General features: G+C 70.3%; 17 protein-coding genes. 10 read left to right on the plus strand and 7 right to left on the minus strand.

From position 1 onward, the window contains the following. Positions 1–53 precede the first annotated feature (53 nt). Both galK and AMK34_RS23325 read right to left on the minus strand, forming a co-directional pair. Positions 54–1,235, minus strand: a complete 1,182-nt coding sequence (gene galK, locus AMK34_RS23320) for a galactokinase (protein WP_073846782.1) — start codon at positions 1,233–1,235, stop codon at positions 54–56. Next, the gene (locus AMK34_RS23325; protein WP_016332755.1) at positions 1,232–1,951 is read right to left on the minus strand and encodes a metal-dependent transcriptional regulator; all 720 of its coding nucleotides are present in this window, start codon (positions 1,949–1,951) and stop codon (positions 1,232–1,234) included. The genes galK and AMK34_RS23325 overlap by 4 nt, the downstream gene beginning before the upstream one ends. Positions 1,952–2,059: 108 nt before the next feature. Between AMK34_RS23325 and AMK34_RS23330 the strand changes: the two genes are divergently transcribed. The 3 genes from AMK34_RS23330 to AMK34_RS23340 all read left to right on the plus strand — a co-directional run bounded on the left by AMK34_RS23330 (position 2,060) and on the right by AMK34_RS23340 (position 7,002). Then, on the plus strand, positions 2,060–2,908 hold the full coding sequence (locus AMK34_RS23330) for a sulfurtransferase (protein ID WP_073846783.1): 849 nt from the start codon (positions 2,060–2,062) through the stop codon (positions 2,906–2,908). Positions 2,909–2,955: 47 nt separating this feature from the next. Continuing rightward, positions 2,956–4,128, plus strand: a complete 1,173-nt coding sequence (locus AMK34_RS23335) for an acetoin utilization protein AcuC (protein WP_073846784.1) — start codon at positions 2,956–2,958, stop codon at positions 4,126–4,128. A 180-nt stretch (positions 4,129–4,308) separates the two neighbouring features. Beyond that, on the plus strand, positions 4,309–7,002 hold the full coding sequence (locus AMK34_RS23340; RefSeq protein WP_038516257.1) for a bifunctional acetate--CoA ligase family protein/GNAT family N-acetyltransferase: 2,694 nt from the start codon (positions 4,309–4,311) through the stop codon (positions 7,000–7,002). Positions 7,003–7,008: 6 nt separating this feature from the next. Here the strand turns inward: AMK34_RS23340 and AMK34_RS23345 are convergent, their stop codons facing one another. Beyond that, positions 7,009–7,434 (minus strand): SgcJ/EcaC family oxidoreductase, encoded by a 426-nt coding sequence (locus AMK34_RS23345; protein WP_038516255.1) that lies wholly within the window; start codon positions 7,432–7,434, stop codon positions 7,009–7,011. Between the two features lie 63 nt (positions 7,435–7,497). Here AMK34_RS23345 and AMK34_RS23350 point away from each other — a divergent pair, with 63 nt between their 5' ends. Next, entirely contained in the window at positions 7,498–8,103 is a 606-nt protein-coding gene (locus tag AMK34_RS23350; RefSeq protein WP_038516252.1) for a TetR/AcrR family transcriptional regulator, read from the plus strand. On the opposite strand, the gene AMK34_RS23355 is transcribed toward AMK34_RS23350, so the two are convergent. The 4 genes from AMK34_RS23355 to AMK34_RS23370 all read right to left on the minus strand — a co-directional run bounded on the left by AMK34_RS23355 (position 8,055) and on the right by AMK34_RS23370 (position 13,012). Then, positions 8,055–9,152: an alpha/beta hydrolase family protein gene (locus tag AMK34_RS23355; RefSeq protein WP_038516249.1), complete on the minus strand. Its 1,098-nt coding sequence runs from the start codon at positions 9,150–9,152 to the stop codon at positions 8,055–8,057. The two genes, AMK34_RS23350 and AMK34_RS23355, sit on opposite strands and share 49 nt — an antisense overlap. Positions 9,153–9,239: 87 nt before the next feature. Next, positions 9,240–10,751, minus strand: a complete 1,512-nt coding sequence (locus AMK34_RS23360; protein WP_073846785.1) for a long-chain-fatty-acid--CoA ligase — start codon at positions 10,749–10,751, stop codon at positions 9,240–9,242. Continuing rightward, positions 10,748–11,821 carry an acyl-CoA dehydrogenase family protein gene (locus AMK34_RS23365; RefSeq protein ID WP_073846786.1) on the minus strand — a complete coding sequence of 358 codons (1,074 nt, stop codon included), beginning with the start codon at positions 11,819–11,821 and terminating at the stop codon, positions 10,748–10,750. Before AMK34_RS23365 ends, AMK34_RS23360 begins: the two co-directional genes overlap by 4 nt. Before the next feature lie 9 nt (positions 11,822–11,830). Further along, entirely contained in the window at positions 11,831–13,012 is a 1,182-nt protein-coding gene (locus AMK34_RS23370; protein WP_073846787.1) for an acyl-CoA dehydrogenase family protein, read from the minus strand. A 103-nt stretch (positions 13,013–13,115) separates the two neighbouring features. Here AMK34_RS23370 and AMK34_RS23375 point away from each other — a divergent pair, with 103 nt between their 5' ends. The 6 genes from AMK34_RS23375 (at position 13,116) to AMK34_RS23400 (ending at position 18,099) form a co-directional block, all read left to right on the plus strand. Then, positions 13,116–13,307 (plus strand): ferredoxin, encoded by a 192-nt coding sequence (locus tag AMK34_RS23375; protein ID WP_073846788.1) that lies wholly within the window; start codon positions 13,116–13,118, stop codon positions 13,305–13,307. Between the two features lie 71 nt (positions 13,308–13,378). After that, entirely contained in the window at positions 13,379–14,263 is an 885-nt protein-coding gene (locus AMK34_RS23380; RefSeq protein WP_073846789.1) for a 3-oxoacyl-ACP reductase, read from the plus strand. Positions 14,264–14,279: 16 nt separating this feature from the next. Then, the gene (locus tag AMK34_RS23385) at positions 14,280–15,041 is read left to right on the plus strand and encodes a glucose 1-dehydrogenase (protein WP_038516230.1); all 762 of its coding nucleotides are present in this window, start codon (positions 14,280–14,282) and stop codon (positions 15,039–15,041) included. Between the two features lie 91 nt (positions 15,042–15,132). After that, positions 15,133–15,918, plus strand: coding sequence for an MlaE family ABC transporter permease (locus AMK34_RS23390; protein WP_125675589.1), 786 nt, complete (start codon positions 15,133–15,135; stop codon positions 15,916–15,918). A gap of 1 nt (position 15,919) precedes the next feature. Then, complete coding sequence (locus AMK34_RS23395) at positions 15,920–16,768, plus strand: MlaE family ABC transporter permease (RefSeq protein ID WP_038516225.1); 849 nt, start codon at positions 15,920–15,922, stop codon at positions 16,766–16,768. 8 nt (positions 16,769–16,776) lie between these two features. After that, entirely contained in the window at positions 16,777–18,099 is a 1,323-nt protein-coding gene (locus AMK34_RS23400) for an MCE family protein (RefSeq protein ID WP_038523890.1), read from the plus strand. The last annotated feature ends 118 nt before the right edge of the window (positions 18,100–18,217 follow it).

Raw genomic sequence — 18,217 nt, forward strand, 5'->3', positions numbered from 1 at the left:
GGCCCAGTGTCCTCGCCCCCGGGCACGGTGCGCGCCCGGGGGTGGTGCGGCGGCTAGAGCTCGTCGCGGCCCGCGCCACGCGACGGCACGGCGGTGAACAGCCTGGGGTGGCGCAGCTCCGCCGCTTCGTACGCGGCCTTCACCGCCCGGCCCACGGTGTCCACATCGGACTCGCGGACCAGCGCGATCGCCGACCCGCCGAAGCCGCCGCCGGTCATCCGCGCGCCGAGCGCCCCGGCTTCACGGGCCGAATCGACGGCGAGGTCGAGTTCGCGGGTGGAGATCCGGTAGTCGTCGCGCATGCTCACGTGCGAGGCGTCGAGCTGAGGGCCGATCTCGGTGATCCGGCCCGCCCGCAACAGGTCCACGGTGTCGAGGACGCGCTGGTTCTCCGTGACGACATGGCGCACCAGCGGCACGAGCTCGTCCGGCAGCTTGGCGAGGGCGGTGTCCAGCCCGTCGACGCCGATATCCCGCAGCGCCTTCACTTCGAGCAGCTCCGCGGCGCGCTCGCAGCCCCGGCGGCGTTCCCCGTAGCCGCCCTCGGCGTGCGAATGCTTCGTGCGGCTGTCCATGATCAGGATCCGGACGCCGGATTCCTCGAGCGGGAACGGCACCTGCTCCATCTCGCCCGAACGGACGTCGAGGAACAGCACGTTCGATTCCGTGCAGCACAGGGAGGCGGTCTGGTCGAGCAGGCCGGTCGGCGCCCCGACGAAGTCGTTCTCCGAACGCTGCACCCAGCGGGCCACCTCGTGCAGGGTCGGCGAACCCGCGCCGGTCCCCGGGGTGATCCCCGCCAGCCCCAGGAGGGCGAGCGCGACGGCGCATTCGAGCGCGTGGGAGGAGGAAAGCCCCGCCCCCGAAGGCACGTTCCCCGCGATCGCCACGTCCGCGCCGCCGCCAAGGCCCTGGTCCCGCAGGACCCACGCGACCCCGGCCGGGTACGCGGCCCACCCCTCGACCGAGCCGGGCCGCAGATCGGCGATGGTGAGCGGGCCGGATTCCTGCACCCGGCCGTCCGAGCCGAGGGTGGCCACGGTCAGCACACCGTCCTCGCGCGGCGACGCCGCGGCGGCGAGCCGGTGCGGGAGGGCGAACGGCAGCACGAAACCGTCGTTGTAGTCGGTGTGCTCACCGATCAGGTTCACCCGGCCCGGTGCGGACCAGACGCCGGCCGGAGCCCGGCCGTGGAGGGCCTGGAAGGTCTCCGCGGCGTCGGACGCGGCGCTCACCTGGCTTGCGCCAGCACGGCGTGCAACGCCGAGACGGGCACCTGCGCCGTGCTGCTCCCGCCGGTGACCTCGATGGTGCCGCCGGGCGCCGTCTTGCCGACCTTGACCCGGCTGCCGGGCACGATGCCGACCGACTTGAGCTCCGTCATCAGCGTCTCGTCCAGCTGCACGTGCTCGGCGATGCGGCGGATCTCGACCTCGCCGCCGCCCATGCGGGCGAACTCGTCGAGCCGCACGAGGTCGGCTTCGGCGGGCGGGGCGGGATCACCGTCGCCGAGCTTGTCCAGCCCCGGGATCGGGTTGCCGTAGGGCGAGGTGGTCGGGTGGTCGAGCAGCTTGACCAGCTTGCGCTCGACGGCCTCGCTCATCACGTGTTCCCAGCGGCAGGCCTCGTTGTGGACGTGCTCCCATTCCAGGCCGATGACATCGACCAGGAGGCGCTCGGCCAGCCGGTGCTTGCGCATGACCGCGATGGCGAGCTCGCGACCGTGCTCGGTCAGCTGCAGGTGCCTGTCGTCCGCGACCACGACCAGTCCGTCGCGTTCCATCCTGGCGACGGTCTGGCTCACGGTCGGGCCGCTCTGCTGCAGCCGCTCCGCGATCCGGGCCCGCAGCGGGACGACACCTTCTTCTTCGAGCTCGTAGATGGTACGCAAGTACATCTCTGTGGTGTCGATGAGATCGTTCACGCTGTCCCCTTCGTCCGCGTTGCTCATCGTAGTCGCTGGCACCGACAGCGACGCAGGCGTGGGGAGAACAAGCACCGAGGCGGGAAAAGTCCCCCAAGCTGGGCATGGAGACGCGAGGCACGGGAAGATGGGCCCATGCGCCCCATGATCACCACCAGCGAACTCGCCGAGCAGCTCTCCGGGCCGGAATCCGCACGCTCCGTAGTCCTCGACGTCCGCTGGCGGCTCGCCGGGCCGCCCGGCGCCGATTCCTACCGTGAGGCGCATCTCCCGGGCGCGGTGTACGTCGACCTCGACACGGCGCTCGCCGGGGAGCCGGGGGAGGGCGGCCGTCACCCGCTGCCCGAGCCGGAGACGTTGCAGCGGCACCTGCGGGCGGCCGGGGTCCGCGCCGGTCACCCGGTGGTGGTCTACGACGACTCCGACGGTTCGGTCGCGGCCCGGGCGTGGTGGCTGCTGCGCTGGGCCGGGCACGCCGAGGTCGCCGTGCTGGACGGCGGGTTCGCCGCGTGGGCGGAGGAAGAGCGCCCGCTCACCGACGAGATCCCGTCACCGGCGGAGGGCGACATCGTCGTCGAGCCGGGCGGCATGCCGGTGCTCGACGCGGCCGACGCCGCCGCTCTCGCGAGGGACGGGCTGCTCTTCGACGCACGGGCGCGGCCGAGGTACGCGGGCGAGACCGAGCCGATCGATCCGCGCGCCGGGCATATCCCCGGCGCGGTCAACGCGCCCTTCTCCGGGCACGTCGGGGAGGACGGCCGCTGGCGTGACGCCTCGGAGCTGGCCGAGCGGTTCGAAGGGCTCGGCGTGGCCCCGGAGACACCGGTCGGTGTCTACTGTGGATCGGGCGTCACCGCCTCGTCCGTCGTGCTCGCGCTCGAGGTCGCCGGTCACCCGGAGCCCGCGGCGTTGTACGCGGGTTCGTGGTCGCACTGGTCCCGCGACCCGGAGCGCCCGCTGGCCACGGGCGATCTGCCCGGCTGACCCGCGGAACGGCGCACGAGCCGCGTCCGGGCACTAGAGTTCCGACCATGCGAGCACCGGCCGTCGTATGGGACTCCTCGCTGCTGGGTTACGACCTCGGCGGCGAGCATCCGTTCAATCCGGTGCGGCTCGAACTGACCATCCGGCTCGCCACCGAACTCGGCGTGCTCGACGGGGTCGAACTGCTGATCCCCGGTCCGGCGGGCGAGGACGAGCTGCGCCGCGTGCACCTCGGCGAGTACATCGAGGCCGTCCGGCAGGCGCCGATGACCGGGGCCGATTTCGCGCACGGGCTCGGCACCGAGGACAACCCGGTGTTCACCGGGATGCACGAGGCTTCCGCGCTGGTCGTCGGCTCGACCCTGCTGGCCGCGCGGAAGATCGCCGAGGGCGAGGCGACCAGGGCGGTCAACATCGCCGGCGGGCTGCACCACGCGATGCCGGGCAAGGCGTCGGGCTTCTGCGTCTACAACGACTGCTCGGTCGCGATCTCGTGGTTGCTGGACCACGGCTTCGAGCGCGTCGCGTACGTCGACACCGACGTCCACCACGGCGACGGCGTGCAGACGGCGTTCTACGACGACCCGCGGGTGCTGACCGTTTCCCTGCACCAGCACCCGTTCACGTTGTGGCCGGGCACGGGTTACTCGGCGGAGATCGGCAAGGGCGGGGCCGAGGGCACCTCGGTCAACCTGCCGCTGCCGCCCGGCACCCGTGACGGCGGCTGGCTGCGGGCGTTCGAGGCGGTGGTGCCGTCGCTGCTGGAGCAGTTCCGGCCGCAGATCCTCGTCACCCAATGCGGCGTCGACTCGCACGAGGAAGACCCGCTGGCGGACCTTTCGCTCTCCGTGGACGGCCATCGCGCCATCTACCGCAGGCTGCGCGAACTGGCCGAGACGCACACCGCCGGCCGCTGGCTGGCCGTCGGCGGCGGTGGTTATCAGCTGATCCGGGTGGTGCCGCGGTCCTGGACCCATCTGCTCGCCACCGTGCTCGACCGCGACGTCGACCCGGCGACGTCGCTGCCGCCGAACTGGGTCGCGTCGATCTCCAGGGCGGCGCCGAAGGCCGAGATCCCGCCCGGCATGTCCGACGACCGCGACACCGCCTTCGTCCCCTGGGGAGACGGCGAAGACGAACCGGTCGACATCGCCATCCGCGACACCCGCCGCGCGATCTTCCCCCTGCACGGCCTCGATCCGGACGATCCGAGGGACTGAACATGGGCCGGTTCTCTCAGAGCGCGCTTTCGGATTTCCACAGCCGGGCCGCGGCAGCGGCTGTCCACTCACCCGGCCTGGTCGGCGGCCCGCCTGCGGAAAACCGAGGCCTTCGGCCGAAGAGAAACGCGCGCGCGTGTCCGAACCCAACCCATCACCTTCAGTCCGGGAGACACGCTCATGGTCAGTGAGGACACCAAACGCGACCCCTACGACTACCCGCGCGAGTGGGAGGCCGACGTCCTGCTCTCCGACGGCGGCACGGTGCACCTGCGCCCGGTGATCCCGAGTGACGCCGACGGCCTCGTCGCCTTCCACGGCCGGCTGTCCGAACGCACCCGGTACTTCCGGTACTTCGGCGCCTACCCGCGCATCCCGCAGCGCGACCTCGAACGGTTCTCCGTCGTCGACCACCACGACCGGGTCGCGTTCGTCGCGCTGCTGGGCGACGACATCGTCGCGGTCGGCCGGTACGAACGGCTGGAACACGGGCCGTCGGCCGAGGTCGCGTTCGTCGTCGACGACGCGCATCAGGGCCGCGGGCTCGGTTCGATCCTGCTGGAGCATCTCGCCGCGGCCGCCTCGGAATCCGGGCTGCGCCGCTTCGTCGCCGAGGTGCTCGCCGAGAACGCGGGCATGGTCCGGGTGTTCCGTGACGCGGGCTACCAGGTCAGCCGCGAGATCGAAGAAGGCGTGCTGCACCTGGAGTTCGACATCGACCCGACCGAGGAGTCGCTCGCGGTCGCCCGCTCCCGGGAGCAGGCCGCGGAGGCCCGCAGCGTGCACAACCTGCTGCATCCGAAGTCGGTCGCGGTGATCGGCGCGTCCACCGATCCGACGAAGATCGGCTACGTCGCCCTCACCAACCTGCTCAGCGCCGATTTCGCCGGCACGGTCTACCCGGTCAACCCGGAGCACAAGTCCGTCCGCGGCGTCCGCGCCTATCCGTCCGTCGTGGACATCCCCGAGGACGTCGACCTCGCGCTGGTCGCGGTGCCCGCCGAGGCCGTCGAGTCCGTTTTGGACGGTGCGCTGGCCAAGGGGGTCAAGACCCTCCTGATCGTCTCCGGCGGGTTCGCCGAGGCCGGGCCGCACGGGCTGCACGCCGAACTGAGGCTGGTCGGGGAGGCCAGGGCGCACGGTATGCGCGTCGTCGGCCCGAACGCGCTGGGCGTGCTCAACACCGACGCCTCGGTCCGGCTCAACGCCACCCTCGCGCCCCGCCTGCCCGCGCGCGGCCGCACCGGGTTCTTCTGCCAGTCCGGCGCGCTGGGCACCGCGATCCTGGCCGACGCCGAAGCACGCGGCCTCGGGCTTTCCACCTTCGTCTCGGCGGGGAACCGGGCCGACGTTTCCGGCAACGACCTGCTCCAGTACTGGGAGACCGATCCGGCGACCGACCTCGTCCTGCTGTACCTGGAATCGTTCGGCAACCCGCGCAAGTTCGCGCGGCTCGCGCGGCGGCTGGCGCGGACGAAGCCGGTGGTGGCGGTGAAATCCGGCAGGCACGCCGTCCGTCCGCAACTCGCCGCGACCTCGGCGGAAGTCGACGAATCCAGTGTCCAGGCCCTTTTCGAGCAGGCAGGCGTCGTCCGCGTCGACACCCTCGCGCAGCTCTTCGACACCGCGCTGGTCTTCGCCCACCAGCCGCTGCCCGCCGGGCCCCGGATCGCCATCGTGGGCAACTCCAGCGCCATCGGGTTGCTCGCCGCCGACACGGCGCGGGCGCACGGCCTCCGGCTGACCGCCGACCCGGTCGACGTCGGGCCGCAGGCGAGCCCGGAGGAATTCGCCGCCGCCGTGCGCGAGGCGCTCAACTCCCCGGACACCGACGCGCTCGTCGTGGTCTTCGTGCCGCCGCTCGCGATCCCGGGGACCGCGTACGCCCGCGCGTTGCGGGAAGCCGTCGTGGAGATGGACAAGAACAAGCCGATCGTGTCGACCTTCCTCGCCGTCGAAGGTGTGCCGGACGAGCTGGCCGTGCTGTCCGAGGACGGCGTGCCGACGCGGGGTTCGGTCCCGTCGTACCCGAGCCCGGAACGCGCGGTGAACGCGCTCGCGCGGGTCGTGCGGTACGCCGCCTGGCGGCAGCGGCCGCAGGGCAACCTCGTGCGTCCCGCGGGTCTGCACGCCGAGCAGGCGCAGGTGATCGTCGCCGAACTGCTGGCGGCCGAGGGTGGCAAGACGACGCTGCTCTCCGACGACGACGTGGTCCGGCTCCTGGGCTGCTACGGCATCGACGTCGTCCCGTTCCGGGTCGTGACCTCCGCGGACGAAGCGGTGAAAGCGGCCGAGGAGCTGGGTTTCCCGGTCACCCTCAAGGCCGTCGACGAACGGCTGCGCGGCAGGCCGGATCTCGCCGGAGTGCGGCTCGATCTGTCCTCTGTGGACGGAGTGCGCCGGGCGTACCTCGATCTGCGGGAGATCTCCGGTGACGACGAGGTCTACGTCCAGCGGATGGCGCCCAAGGGGCTGTCCTGCGTGATCGGGCTGCAGGACGACCCGTCGTTCGGCACGCTCGTGTCGTTCGGGCTCTCCGGTCTGGTCAGCACGCTCCTGGGGGACCGGGCCTACCGCGCCGTGCCGCTGACCGACGTCGACGCCGCCACCCTGCTGCGCGAGCCGCGGACGTCGCCGCTGCTCACCGGCTACCGTGGCGACGAACCGGCGGATCTGGCCGCGCTCCAGGACATCGTGCTGCGCGTCGCGGCGCTCGCCGAGGACAACCCCGAGGTCCGGTCGATGACGCTCGACCCGATCCTCGCCTCGCCGGACGGCGCTTTCGTGGCCAACGCCCGGATCGTGCTGGGCCCGCCACCGTCCCGCCCCGACACCGGGCCGCGACGGCTGCGGCCGATCAACGCCCCTGCTTGAGCCCGGTCAGGAATCCCACTCCTGGGGCGAGCGGGCCGCGAGGTCCCCGTCGTGCCGGGCGAACGTCGCGATATCGCCCCGGATGGTGTTGTGGAACGAGACGATCAGCCCGTCGTGGACGAGTTTCGTCTGCACCGCCTGTGCCTCCCCGGCCATGGGCCCGGCGGGGATGGACAGGACGGTCGCGGTGTGCACGAGGTCGAACCCGCCGCCGAGCGGACGGCTCGACACCTGGCGGATCCGCAGCGTGCTTCCCCGGTAGATGGTGTCGAAGATGTTCTGGCTTTCGCGCGCGATCGTCGCGCGGCCGCGCTGGATCCGGCCGACGACGTCGACGAAGTCCGCGTCCTCGGCGAAGTTCGCCGCCCACGCCTCGCCGTCGCCCGCGTTCCAGGCACGCTCCAGCGCGGTGATGATCTCCTCGGTGGTCATCGCTATCCTCCTGTAACAACGATCCATTAGTTAGAACAACGTTCCAACTTTCGAGGAGCATACATGTCGGCGGACCTTCCCGGCATCGTCCGGTTGCGCGATCGCCGTGAGGCGCTGACGCTGCGCACGATCCTGACGGCGGCCCGCGGCCTGTTCGCCGAGCGTGGGTACGCGCGGACGCCGATCCGCCTCATCGCCCAGGAAGCGGGGGTCTCCCCGCAGACCATCTACGCGCACTTCGGTTCGAAGGCCGGTGTCCTCGGCGGTCTCGTCGACCTCCTCGACGACGAGGCCGGGATCCCCGACCTCGTCGCCGAAGCGCAGCGCACCGAGGATCCGGTCGCGCTGCTCGGCCTGCTGGCCACGGTCGCCCGCCAGGTCCGGGAACGCTGCGGGGACATCGTCACGATGCTGGGCTCCGGTGCCGCCGTCGATCCGGACATCGCCGCGACCCAGGCGGAGGGCGCGCGGCGCAACCGGCTCGGCGTCGAGATGGTCATGGACCGCGTCCGGAAGTGCGGCCGCACCGTGGTGCCCAGGGCCACGGACATCGCCGTGGCGCTGATGAGCGCCGACGTCCACACCAGCCTCGTCACCGAGGCCGGGTGGAGTCACGACGACTACGAAGCCTGGCTCAAGGACACCTTGGTCACGTCGCTGCTTCGGTGACGCAGGTGCTCGGCGAAGAACGCCGAGAGCCGGGCACGCTGGACGGCAACGCTTCGCTCCGGATCGATGGTGCCGACGAACGCGGCCGGGGAGTTCCCCAGCTGCGGCAGCAGGGTCTGATAGTCGGTGAAGCTGAAGTGCTCACCGTCCGGCAGACGTGTTTCCCCGGTCCAGCCGCGCTGATTGCGCTGGAACTCCTGCCAGGACGCGTCCGACGCCGCACTGTGGTCGCCCGCGCTCATCAGCAGGAAGGGCCGGTCCAGTCCTTCGTCGGCGACGCGGCCGAAGATCCGCTGAGACTGCGAGTGGGCCATGCTGCCGTCCAGATTCGCCCCGGCGACGACGCGCCGGTCGCTCACCATCGTCTCGCCCGCGGTGAACCCGCCGGCGGAGTGGCCGAACATGCCGACCCGGGTCAGGCCGAGCGAGTCGAGGACGAAACGCGTGTCCCGCACGCGGGTCTCGATCACGCGTTTCGACACCTCGATGCTCGACGGCGGCAAGGCCTTCTTCTCGACGCGGCCGCCGGGGAACTCCACCGCTTCCGCTTCGTGGGTGTGGTCGATGGCCACCACGACGTAGCCCTCGCTCGCGAGCTGTTCCTGCTGTGTGGTGCCGTGCGAACGCGACAACGTGCCCCCGGGCGAATACAGCACGACCGGCCGTCCGCCGCCGATCGCGGGCGCGCCGATCCGGGAGTGGGTGGGGAAGCGATAGTCGAGCCGGTCCGACGGCATGCCGAGCTTGGCGGCGTCGCCTTCGGCCACCACCTTCGCGACACCCGGCGCCATGTACGGCGCTTTCGGCTTCCCGCTCGGCAGCGCCGGGTACCGGACGGTGACCATCAGTTCCCTTGTGGTGCCGGGAACCCACGGGTCCTGGCGGGAGCGGTCGATCAGGTGGAGGTCGGTGCTGCCGACCGCGAACGGTCCGGTCGGCGCGGGCAGGCTCAAGCGGACAGGTGCCGCCGACGCTGACGGTGCGAGGAGGACGGCGGGAAGCGTGAGTGCGGTGGCGAGTACGCCGATCCGGCGCGTTGTTCGTTTCATGGCACCGAACGTAGGGAGCGCGTCCGGCCGCGGACATCGGGAAGATCACCGGTCCCGACCCTGGGATCTACCCCCGCATTCAGAGGACTAAACGCGGGGGTAGCGGAGCTCCAGGGCGTCGTGCGTGCCGTCCGCGGCCAGTTCTCGTTTGAGCACCTTGTGCGTGGCCGTCCGGGGCAGCGCGTCGAGTATCCGGACGAACCTCGGCCACTGTTTCGGCCCGAGATCACCTTGTGTGGCAACGAAAGCGGCGAACTCGTGCGGGTCGATCGGCGTCCGGCAGACCAGGGCGGCCAGCACCTGGTCGCCGACACGCGGATCCGGGACGCCGTACACGGCCGCCTCGCTGACGGCGGGATGCCGCAGGAGCGCGCGTTCGATCGGGGCGGTGCCGAGGTTCTCACCGTCGACGCGCAGCCAATCGCCGAGCCGTCCCGCGAAATAGCAGTAACCTTCCGCGTCGAGGTAGGCCAGGTCGCCGGTGTGGTACATCCCGTCGCGCATCCGCTCGGCCTCGGCCTCGGGATCGCCGTAGTACCCGGCGAAGAAGCCGGGACCACCGGTGTTGACCAGTTCGCCGACCGCTTCGGCGGGGTTGAGCAGCTTCCCGCCTTCGCCGAATTCCGCCGGGGGACAGGGGTTTCCGGTCTCCGGATGGAGGACAGCGACGCCGTCGAGCAGTCGGCCGAGCGAACCGGGCGGGGTGGTGGCGTCCCTGCCGAAGTTCACGCCGCCTTCGGTCGAACCGAACGCGTCGACCACGTGGCAGCCGAACCTCGTGCCGAACGCGGCGAGGTCGGCCTCCGCTCCTTCGTTGCCATAGACCAGCTTCAGCGGATTGTCGGCATCGTTGTTCCGGGCGGGCGTGGTGAGCACATAGGACAATGGCTTGCCGACGTAGTTGGCGTAAGTCGCCCCGAACCTCCGGACGTCCGGCAGGAAACCGGAGGCCGAGAACCGCCGCCGCAGCGCGATCCCCGCGCCCGCCGCGAGCCCGACCGACCAGCCGGCCATGATGGCGTTGGAGTGGAACATCGGCATCGACACGTAGACGGTGTCCTCTGTGGACAGACCGAACCGCGTCGCCAGCATCTCGCCGGGGTAGGCGATCTTGCCGTGTGTGCACCGGACGGCCTTCGGGTCTCCGCTGGTGCCGGAGGTGAAGATCAGCATCAGCAGATCTTCGGGCTTCGCGGCCACGGGAACGACGGCCTCCCGGGCCGGTTCGAGCTCGCTCAGCGGCAGCACCGGCACGCCCGCCTCGGACAGCAGCGGAAGGTACTTCTCTTCGGCGAACACCAGCTCGCAGTCGGCCAGCGCGATGTCCCGGGCGAGCGCCGTGCCCCGCCGCGTCGGGTTCAGGCCGACCAGCACGTGCCCCGAGAGCGCCGCCCCGCCGAGCAGGAACGAGAACTCGGGGACGTTGTCCGCCAGCAAGCCGAAATGCCCGCCGGGACGCAGGGTCCCGGTGAGTGCGGCGGCGTGCCCGGCGCAGGCCCGGACATGTTCGGCCCAGGTCCAGCGCCGGTCCTCGAACAGCAACCCGGTCGAGCGGTCCTCCGCCCGCGCGAGCAGGAGTTCCGTGACCGTGGGGGTCATGCCGGAGCCGCGGCCAGGAGGTCGCCGAGCCCGCCCAGCTGCGCGGTCGCCCCGCCGAAGGTGAACTCGAGCCGCTTCGCCGCGACGAAGTAGCGATGCAGGGTGTGGTCGACGTCGATGCCGACCCCGCCGTGGATGTGCACGGCGGTATGCGCGACACGGTGCCCGGCCTCGGCCGCCCAGAACTTCGCCGTCGCGACCTCTTCGGCCGCCGGAAGTCCTTCGCTCAGCCGCCAGGCGGCCTGCCACAACGTCAGCCGGACGGCTTCGACGTCGACGTAGGCGTCGGCGAGCCGCTGCCGCACCGCCTGGAAACTCCCGATCAGATGCCCGAACTGCTTGCGCTCCCGCGCGTACGCCGCGGTCAGCTCCAGCGCGCGTTCCACAACGCCGAGCTGCTGCGCGCAGACACCGATCGTGCCTCGCAGCCGCAGCCATTCGCCGACGTCGCCCAGCGAGACCGTGGCCTTCGCCCCGGACAGCTCGACCAGCGCCGCGTCCGCGTGGTCGACGGTCCGCTGCGGCGAGACCGTCACCGCGTCCCGGTCGAGCAGGAACACCTGACGACCGCCGTCGATGGCGGCCTCGACGAGGAAACCGTGTGCGAACGCGCCCGACGGCACCGCGGTCTGCGCGCCGGTCAGCCGCCAGCCGTCACCGTCGGCCTCGGCCGTGAACCCGCACGGCACGCCGTAATCCGGCAACGCCACCGCGAGGACGTGGTCACCGCGCAGGACCGGGACGATCCAGCGTTCGGCGAGCATCCCGTCCCCGAAGGAGGCCACCGCCGCCGCGCCCATGACCACCGAGGTCAGATACGGCACGGGCGCGACCGCGCGGCCGATCTCGGCGAGTACCGAGCACTGCTCCAGCAGCCCGAAGCCGCCACCGCCGACCGACTGCGGCAGCGCCGCGTCGAGCACGCCGGCCTGGGCGAGTGAAGTCCACAGTGGAGCGTCGAAGCCGCCGGAACCGTGCGGCCCCAGCACCTCGGGGGTGACCTTGTCCGTCAGGATCCGGCGAGTGAGAGACGCGAGGTCTCGCTGCGCTTCGGTGAGCGTGAAGTCCATCGATATCTCCTAGCGCGTGACGGGCAGGCCGAGGGCGGTCGCGGCGATCATGTCCCGCTGGATCTCGTTGGTGCCGCCGCCGAAGGTGAGGATGAGCGACGAGCGGTGCAGCCGTTCGATCCGGCCGCGCAGGTGGGCGCCGGGGGAGCCCTCGCGGACCACCGCGCCCGCGCCGAGGATCTCCATCATCAGCCGGTAGGCCTCGGTCGCGAACTCCGTGCCGAACACCTTGGTCGCCGAGGCCTCCTCGCGGCCGAGCTCGCTGCTCGCGGCGGCCCAGGCGATCCGCCAGTTCCGCAGTTTCAGGTACTCGGCATGGGTGTGGATCCGCGCCAGGTGCAGCCGCACCCACGGCTGGTCGGCGACGCGGGTGCCGTCGGGCAGCTTCGTGGTCTGCGCCCAGGCGCGCACTTCGCGCAGCGACGTCTGGATCGGCGCGGCCGAGGTCAGCGCCACCCGCTCGTGGTTGAGCTGGTTCGTGATGAGCGGCCAGCCCTCGTTCTCCCCGGCGACCCGGGAGGTCACCGGGACGCGGACGTCGTCGTAGTAGGTCGCGCTCGTGCCCGGCCCGGCGACCGTGTGCACCTTCGTCCAGGAGAAACCGGGGGCCGACGTCGGCACGATCAGCATGCTCAGGCCCTTGTGCCGATGCGCCTCGGGATCGGTGCGGGCGGCCAGCCAGATGTAGTCGGCGTACTCGATCAGGCTCGTCCACATCTTCTGGCCGTTGATGACGTAGTCGTCGCCGTCGCGGATCGCGCGCGTGCGCAGCGCCGCCAGGTCGGTGCCCGCGCCCGGCTCGGAGTAGCCGATCGCGAAGTGGAGCTCGCCCGCGGCGATCTTCGGCAGGTAGAACGCCTTCTGTTCTTCGGTGCCGTAGCGCATGATGGTCGGCCCGACGGTGTTCACCGTGAGGAACGGGACGGGCACCCCGGCCGCGGCCGCCTCGTCGGTGAAGATGAGCTGGTCGAGCATCGGCCGGTCCTGCCCGCCGTACTCGCGGGGCCAGCCGATCGCGAGCCAGCCCGCACTGCCGAGGTCGCGAACGATTTCCTTGTACACCAGGCCGTTGCCGTACTCGCCGCCGTCGCCGGCCAGGGCGTCGCGGCGCTCCGGGGTCATCAGCCCGGCGAAGTACTCCCGGAGTTCGCCCGCCAGTGCCCGCTGCTCCGGCGTGTAGTCGATCCGCATCCGTCACCTCTGCCGTCGGTGCTCTTTACTGGTGCCATGGCCGCTCGCGGCGGTAGGGTAGAACCTGTTCTAGTTGTACCAGGTGTGACGGCGAGGAGGGAATATGGAGATCAACGTCGATCGCTCGCTCTGCGAGGCGAACGCGATCTGTGTCGGCTTCGCGCCGGAGGTCTTCGATCTCGATGACGACGAGGAGCTTGTCCTCGCGTCGGACGAAGTTCCGCAGAATCAAGTAGAACGTGTTACTCAAGCTGTGGCGAGCTGCCCGAAAAACGCCCTGCTCATACGTGGTTAGCACCGTTTATTTGATGCTTGCATCGAGCAAGAACAGATTCTAGTGTGTGCGGAGAGGCAAGGAGGCCCGGAGTGAGTTTGGACGGCAAGACGGCCATCGTGACCGGCGCCGGCGCGGGACTCGGCCGGGCCGAGGCGCTGGCGCTGGCCGCCGCGGGAGCGTCGGTGGTGGTCAACGACGTGTCCACCGCCGCGCAGGCGGTGGCCGACGAGATCGAGGCCGAAGGCGGCAAGGCCATCGCGGTCACCGGCGACGTGTCGGAATCCGCGACCGCGGACGCGCTGCTCACCGCCGCCGTCGACCACTTCGGCGGGTTGCACGTCCTGGTCAACAACGCGGGCGTGCTGCGCGACCGGATGCTCTTCTCGATGACCGACGACGAATGGGACACGGTGCTCCGCGTCCACCTGCGCGGGCACTTCCTGCTTTCGCGCAACGCCGGGGCGTACTGGCGCGACAAGTCCAAAGTGGACGGCACGCCGGTGTACGGCCGGGTGGTCAACACCGCGTCGGAGTCGTTCCTGCTCGGCGCCCCCGGCCAGCCGAACTACGGAGCGGCCAAGGCGGGCATCGCCGCGCTGACCGTCTCGACCGCGCGCGGTCTTTCCCGCTACGGCGTCCGCGCCAACGCGATCTGCCCGCGCGCCCGCACAGCGATGACCGAAGCCGTCTTCGGCGCCGACGCGCCGGAGGGGATCGACCCGCTTTCGGTCGACCACGTCGCGCCGTTCGTGTCGTTCCTCTGCTCGCCGGACGCGGATCGCGTCAACGGCCAGGTGTTCCTCGTCTACGGCGGGATGGTCGCGCTGATGCGGCCGCCGTCGGTGGAACAGCGGTTCGACACCGCCAACGGCACCTGGACCCCCGAAGAACTCGCCACCAGCGTGGGCGGCTACTTCGCCGACCGCGACCCGGAGCGGATGTTCTCCGCGTCCGAGATCATGTCGCTGCCGTGAATCGGAGGAGATGACGATGGGCAGGCTCGACGGCAAGGTAGCGCTGATCACCGGTGGTGCCCGCGGGCAGGGCGAGGCGGCCGCGCGGCTGTTCGTCGCCGAGGGCGCGCGCGTGGTGATCGCCGACATCAACGACCTCGACGGAAAGAAACTCGCCGCCGATCTCGGCGAAGCGGCCGTCTACCAGCACCTCGACGTCGGCGACGAAGCCGAATGGGACGCGGCGATCGAGCGCACCCAGGCGGAGTTCGGCCCGCCGACCGTGCTGGTCAACAATGCGGGCATCCTGCACTTCTCGGAACTGGGCAAGACCACGCTCGCCGACTACGAACGCGTCGTCCGGGTCAACCAGATCGGGGCGTTTCTCGGGATGCGCTCGGTCGTTGAACCGATGACCGGGGCCGGAGGCGGCTCCATCGTCAACGTGTCCTCAGTGGAGGGGCTCGCCGGGATGCCGTTCCTCGTCGCCTACACCGCGAGCAAGTTCGCGATCCGCGGGATGACCAAGGTCGCCGCGCTCGAACTCGGCGCGAAGAACATCCGGGTCAATTCGGTCCACCCTGGTGCGATCGACACCCCGATGGTCGCCGCCGCCGCGGGCGGGCAGAAAGTCGACATGTCGTGGGTGGGCAAGAAGGTCGCCCTCGGCCGCGTCGGGCAGCCGGAGGACATCGCGAAACTCGTGTTGTTCCTGGCCAGTGACGAAAGTTCGTACAGCACGGGCGCGGAGTTCGTCGCCGACGGCGGCGCCACGGCCACACATGCTCTCAAGTTCTGACGCGGAGGTGCCGAGAGCAAAGTGAACACCGCTAACGCAATGGGGCGTTGACAGGTGGAGTAAGACTCGGGGCAGGCGACTGGGAGGTTCTGTGGGAGCGACGGTGTCCGTCCCCGGTACGGGTGCGCTCACACAGGTCGGCAGGCTCGCGACGCTGTCGTGGGAAGTCCTGCGCGCGATCTTCAAACGACCGTTCCAGTTCCGTGAATGGATCCAGCAGTGCTGGTTCTTCGCCAGTGTCACCATCCTGCCCACGGCGCTCGTGGCGATCCCGTTCGGCGCGGTCATCGCGCTGCAGCTGGGATCGCTGACGCAGCAGATCGGCGCGCAGTCGTTCACCGGCGCGGCGAGCGCGCTCGCGATCGTGCAGCAGGCGAGTCCGCTGATCACCGCGCTGCTGGTGGCGGGCGCGGGCGGCAGCGCGGTCTGCGCCGACATCGGCGCCCGCAAGATCCGCGAAGAGATCGACGCGATGGAGGTGCTCGGGGTCAACCCGATCCAGCGCCTGATCGTGCCCCGCGTCCTCGCCGCGATCGTGGTTTCGGTACTGCTGAACGGTTTGGTCAGCGTCGTCGGTGTGCTCGGCGGCTACTTCTTCAACGTCGTCATGCAGGGCGGCACGCCGGGCGCGTATCTCGCCAGCTTCAACGCCCTCGCACAGGTGCCGGACCTGTGGATCAGCGAGATCAAGGCGCTCCTCTACGGTTTCGTCGCCGGGGTGGTCGCCGCGTTCCGCGGGCTGAACCCGGCGGGCGGGCCGAAGGGCGTCGGCGACGCGGTGAACCAGGCCGTGGTCATCACGTTCCTGCTGCTGTTCCTGATCAACGTCGTGCTGACCGCGATCTACCTGCGGATCGTGCCGCCGAAGGCGATGTGACATGGCAGGCGAACCCGCTGTTTCCGACCGGACGCTCGAGATCATCGCGCGTCCCGGTGCGATGCTGGAAGGCTTCGGCGGCCAGCTGTCGTTCTACTTCCGCGCGCTGGCCTGGACCCCGCGCACGATCCGGCGCTACGGCCGCGAGATCTTCCGCCTGCTGACCGAAGTCAGCTTCGGCACCGGCGCGCTCGCGGTGATCGGCGGGACGCTCGGCGTGATGATCGGGATGACCCTGTTCACCGGTCTCATCGTCGGCCTGCAGGGCTATTCGGCGCTGAACCAGCTCGGCACCGCCGCGCTGACCGGCTTCATCTCGGCCTACTTCAACACCCGCGAGGTCGCGCCGCTTTCGGCCGGGCTCGCGCTTTCGGCCACCGTCGGCTGCGGGTTCACCGCGCAACTGGGCGCGATGAAGATCTCCGAGGAGATCGACGCGCTCGAAGTGATGGGCGTGCCGAGCATGCCGTACCTGGTGACGACGCGGGTGATCGCCGGCGTCGCCGCGGTGATCCCGCTGTACGCCGTCGGGCTGCTTTCGTCCTATCTCGCCTCGCGGCAGATCACCATCTGGCTCTACGGCCAGTCCGCGGGCACCTACGACCATTACTTCACGCTGTTCCTGCCGCCCGAGGACGTGCTCTGGTCGTTCCTCAAGGTGATCATCTTCAGCGTGCTCGTCATCCTGTCCCATTGCTACTACGGCTATACCGCCAGCGGTGGGCCCGCCGGGGTCGGCGTCGCGGTCGGCCGCGCGGTGCGGACGTCGATCGTGCTGATCTCGGTGCTCGACTTCTTCCTGAGCCTGGCGATCTGGGGCGCCACCACGACAGTGAGGATTTCCGGGTGAACAGGAGGATGCTGCTGCAGCGGCTCCGGCACCAGGTGCTGGGGCTGATCTTCCTCGTGGTGGTCGTGCTGTTCTTCGTCACCACCATCGCCTTCTACCAGAAGGCCTTCACTTCGGTGACCCTGGTGAAACTGGAGACCGACCGCATCGGCAACCAGATGCGCGAGGGCGCGGACGTCAAGGTGCGGGGAATGGTCGTCGGCGAGGTCCGCGCGATCCAGGCCCACGGCGATCGCGCGACGATGGACCTGGCGCTGCAGCCGGACAAGACGCCGGTCATCCCGTCCAACGTGTCCGCGCGGCTGCTGCCGAAGACGTTGTTCGGCGAGCGGTATGTCGCCTTGCAGGTACCCGAGAAGCCGGATCGGCACATCGCCGAGGGCGACGTCATCCCGCAGGACCGCAGCAGCAGCGCGATCGAGCTGGAAACCGTGCTCGGCAACGTGATGCCGTTGCTGCAGGCCGTCCAGCCGGAGAAGATGGCCAGCACGCTCAACGCCGTCGCGTCCGCTTTGGACGGTCAGGGCAAGCAGCTCGGCGCGACGATGGCGGGACTTTCGGAATATCTGGGCAAAGTGAATCCGTCTTTGCCGGATCTCAAGGCCGACATCACCGGAGTCGCCGACGCCGCCGCGATCTACGACAAGGCCGCGCCGGATCTGCTGGCCGCGCTTTCGGATCTGACCACCACGAGCAAGACCCTGGTCGAGAGCCAGCGCGGGCTCGCCGACGTCTACTCGACGGTGACCGCGGCCTCGATCGACCTGACGAGCTTCCTGAAAGTCAATCAGGACAACCTGATCCGCCTCACCACCAACCTGCAGCCCACTTTGGACGTCCTCGCGAAATACTCGCCGGAGTATCCGTGCCTGCTCAAACAGCTCGCCGGATCGGTGCCGCGCGCGGAACTCGCGTTCGGCAAGGGCACCGCGCATCCCGAGGTCAGCCGGGTGACGATCGAGTTCACGCCGAGCCGGGGAAAGTACCTGCCCGGCGTCGACGAGCCGAAGTACAACGACAAACGCGGCCCCCGGTGCTATCCGGAGCTCCCGCCGCCGGGCCGCTGGCCGCAGTACCCGCCGGACGGCGCCATCGACGACGGATCGTCGAAACCCGCGCCGCCGCGCGACCCCGACGGCACCCTGCCCTCGAACGGGACCATTCCCGCGGGCGGGAACGCGGGCGGTTCGGTGGTGAACTCGCCGGACGAGCAGCGGCTGATCGATCTGCTCGTGTCGCCGGCGATGGGCACGACGCCGGACCAGGTGCCGAACTGGGGCAGCCTGCTGGTGGGGCCGCTGTACCGCGGGGCGGAGGTGGAACTGCGATGAGGACCGTGCCGAACGTGGGGTCCGGGTCCGTGAAGGCCTCCTTCCCTACCTTGAGCGTAGGGAAGGAGGCCTTCACAGAAAGCCGCGTCGGGTGCTGGAGCCGTTCGGCCTCGCAGAG

Source organism: Amycolatopsis sp. CB00013 (genome assembly GCF_001905755.1).
GTDB classification, from domain to species: domain Bacteria; phylum Actinomycetota; class Actinomycetes; order Mycobacteriales; family Pseudonocardiaceae; genus Amycolatopsis; species Amycolatopsis japonica.

Bases quoted from the DNA above. Each gene is read 5' to 3' on its own strand.
- AMK34_RS23400 (WP_038523890.1), top strand. From the start codon at position 16,777: ATGCTGCTGCAGCGGCTCCGGCACCAGGTGCTGGGGCTGATCTTCCTC.
- AMK34_RS23350 (WP_038516252.1), top strand. From the start codon at position 7,498: ATGTCGGCGGACCTTCCCGGCATCGTCCGGTTGCGCGATCGCCGTGAG.
- AMK34_RS23365 (WP_073846786.1), bottom strand. From the start codon at position 11,821: ATGGACTTCACGCTCACCGAAGCGCAGCGAGACCTCGCGTCTCTCACT.
- AMK34_RS23370 (WP_073846787.1), bottom strand. From the start codon at position 13,012: ATGCGGATCGACTACACGCCGGAGCAGCGGGCACTGGCGGGCGAACTC.
- AMK34_RS23330 (WP_073846783.1), top strand. From the start codon at position 2,060: ATGCGCCCCATGATCACCACCAGCGAACTCGCCGAGCAGCTCTCCGGG.
- AMK34_RS23360 (WP_073846785.1), bottom strand. From the start codon at position 10,751: ATGACCCCCACGGTCACGGAACTCCTGCTCGCGCGGGCGGAGGACCGC.
- AMK34_RS23355 (WP_038516249.1), bottom strand. From the start codon at position 9,152: ATGAAACGAACAACGCGCCGGATCGGCGTACTCGCCACCGCACTCACG.
- AMK34_RS23375 (WP_073846788.1), top strand. From the start codon at position 13,116: ATGGAGATCAACGTCGATCGCTCGCTCTGCGAGGCGAACGCGATCTGT.
- AMK34_RS23325 (WP_016332755.1), bottom strand. From the start codon at position 1,951: ATGAGCAACGCGGACGAAGGGGACAGCGTGAACGATCTCATCGACACC.
- AMK34_RS23395 (WP_038516225.1), top strand. From the start codon at position 15,920: ATGGCAGGCGAACCCGCTGTTTCCGACCGGACGCTCGAGATCATCGCG.
- AMK34_RS23385 (WP_038516230.1), top strand. From the start codon at position 14,280: ATGGGCAGGCTCGACGGCAAGGTAGCGCTGATCACCGGTGGTGCCCGC.
- AMK34_RS23335 (WP_073846784.1), top strand. From the start codon at position 2,956: ATGCGAGCACCGGCCGTCGTATGGGACTCCTCGCTGCTGGGTTACGAC.
- AMK34_RS23340 (WP_038516257.1), top strand. From the start codon at position 4,309: ATGGTCAGTGAGGACACCAAACGCGACCCCTACGACTACCCGCGCGAG.
- AMK34_RS23345 (WP_038516255.1), bottom strand. From the start codon at position 7,434: ATGACCACCGAGGAGATCATCACCGCGCTGGAGCGTGCCTGGAACGCG.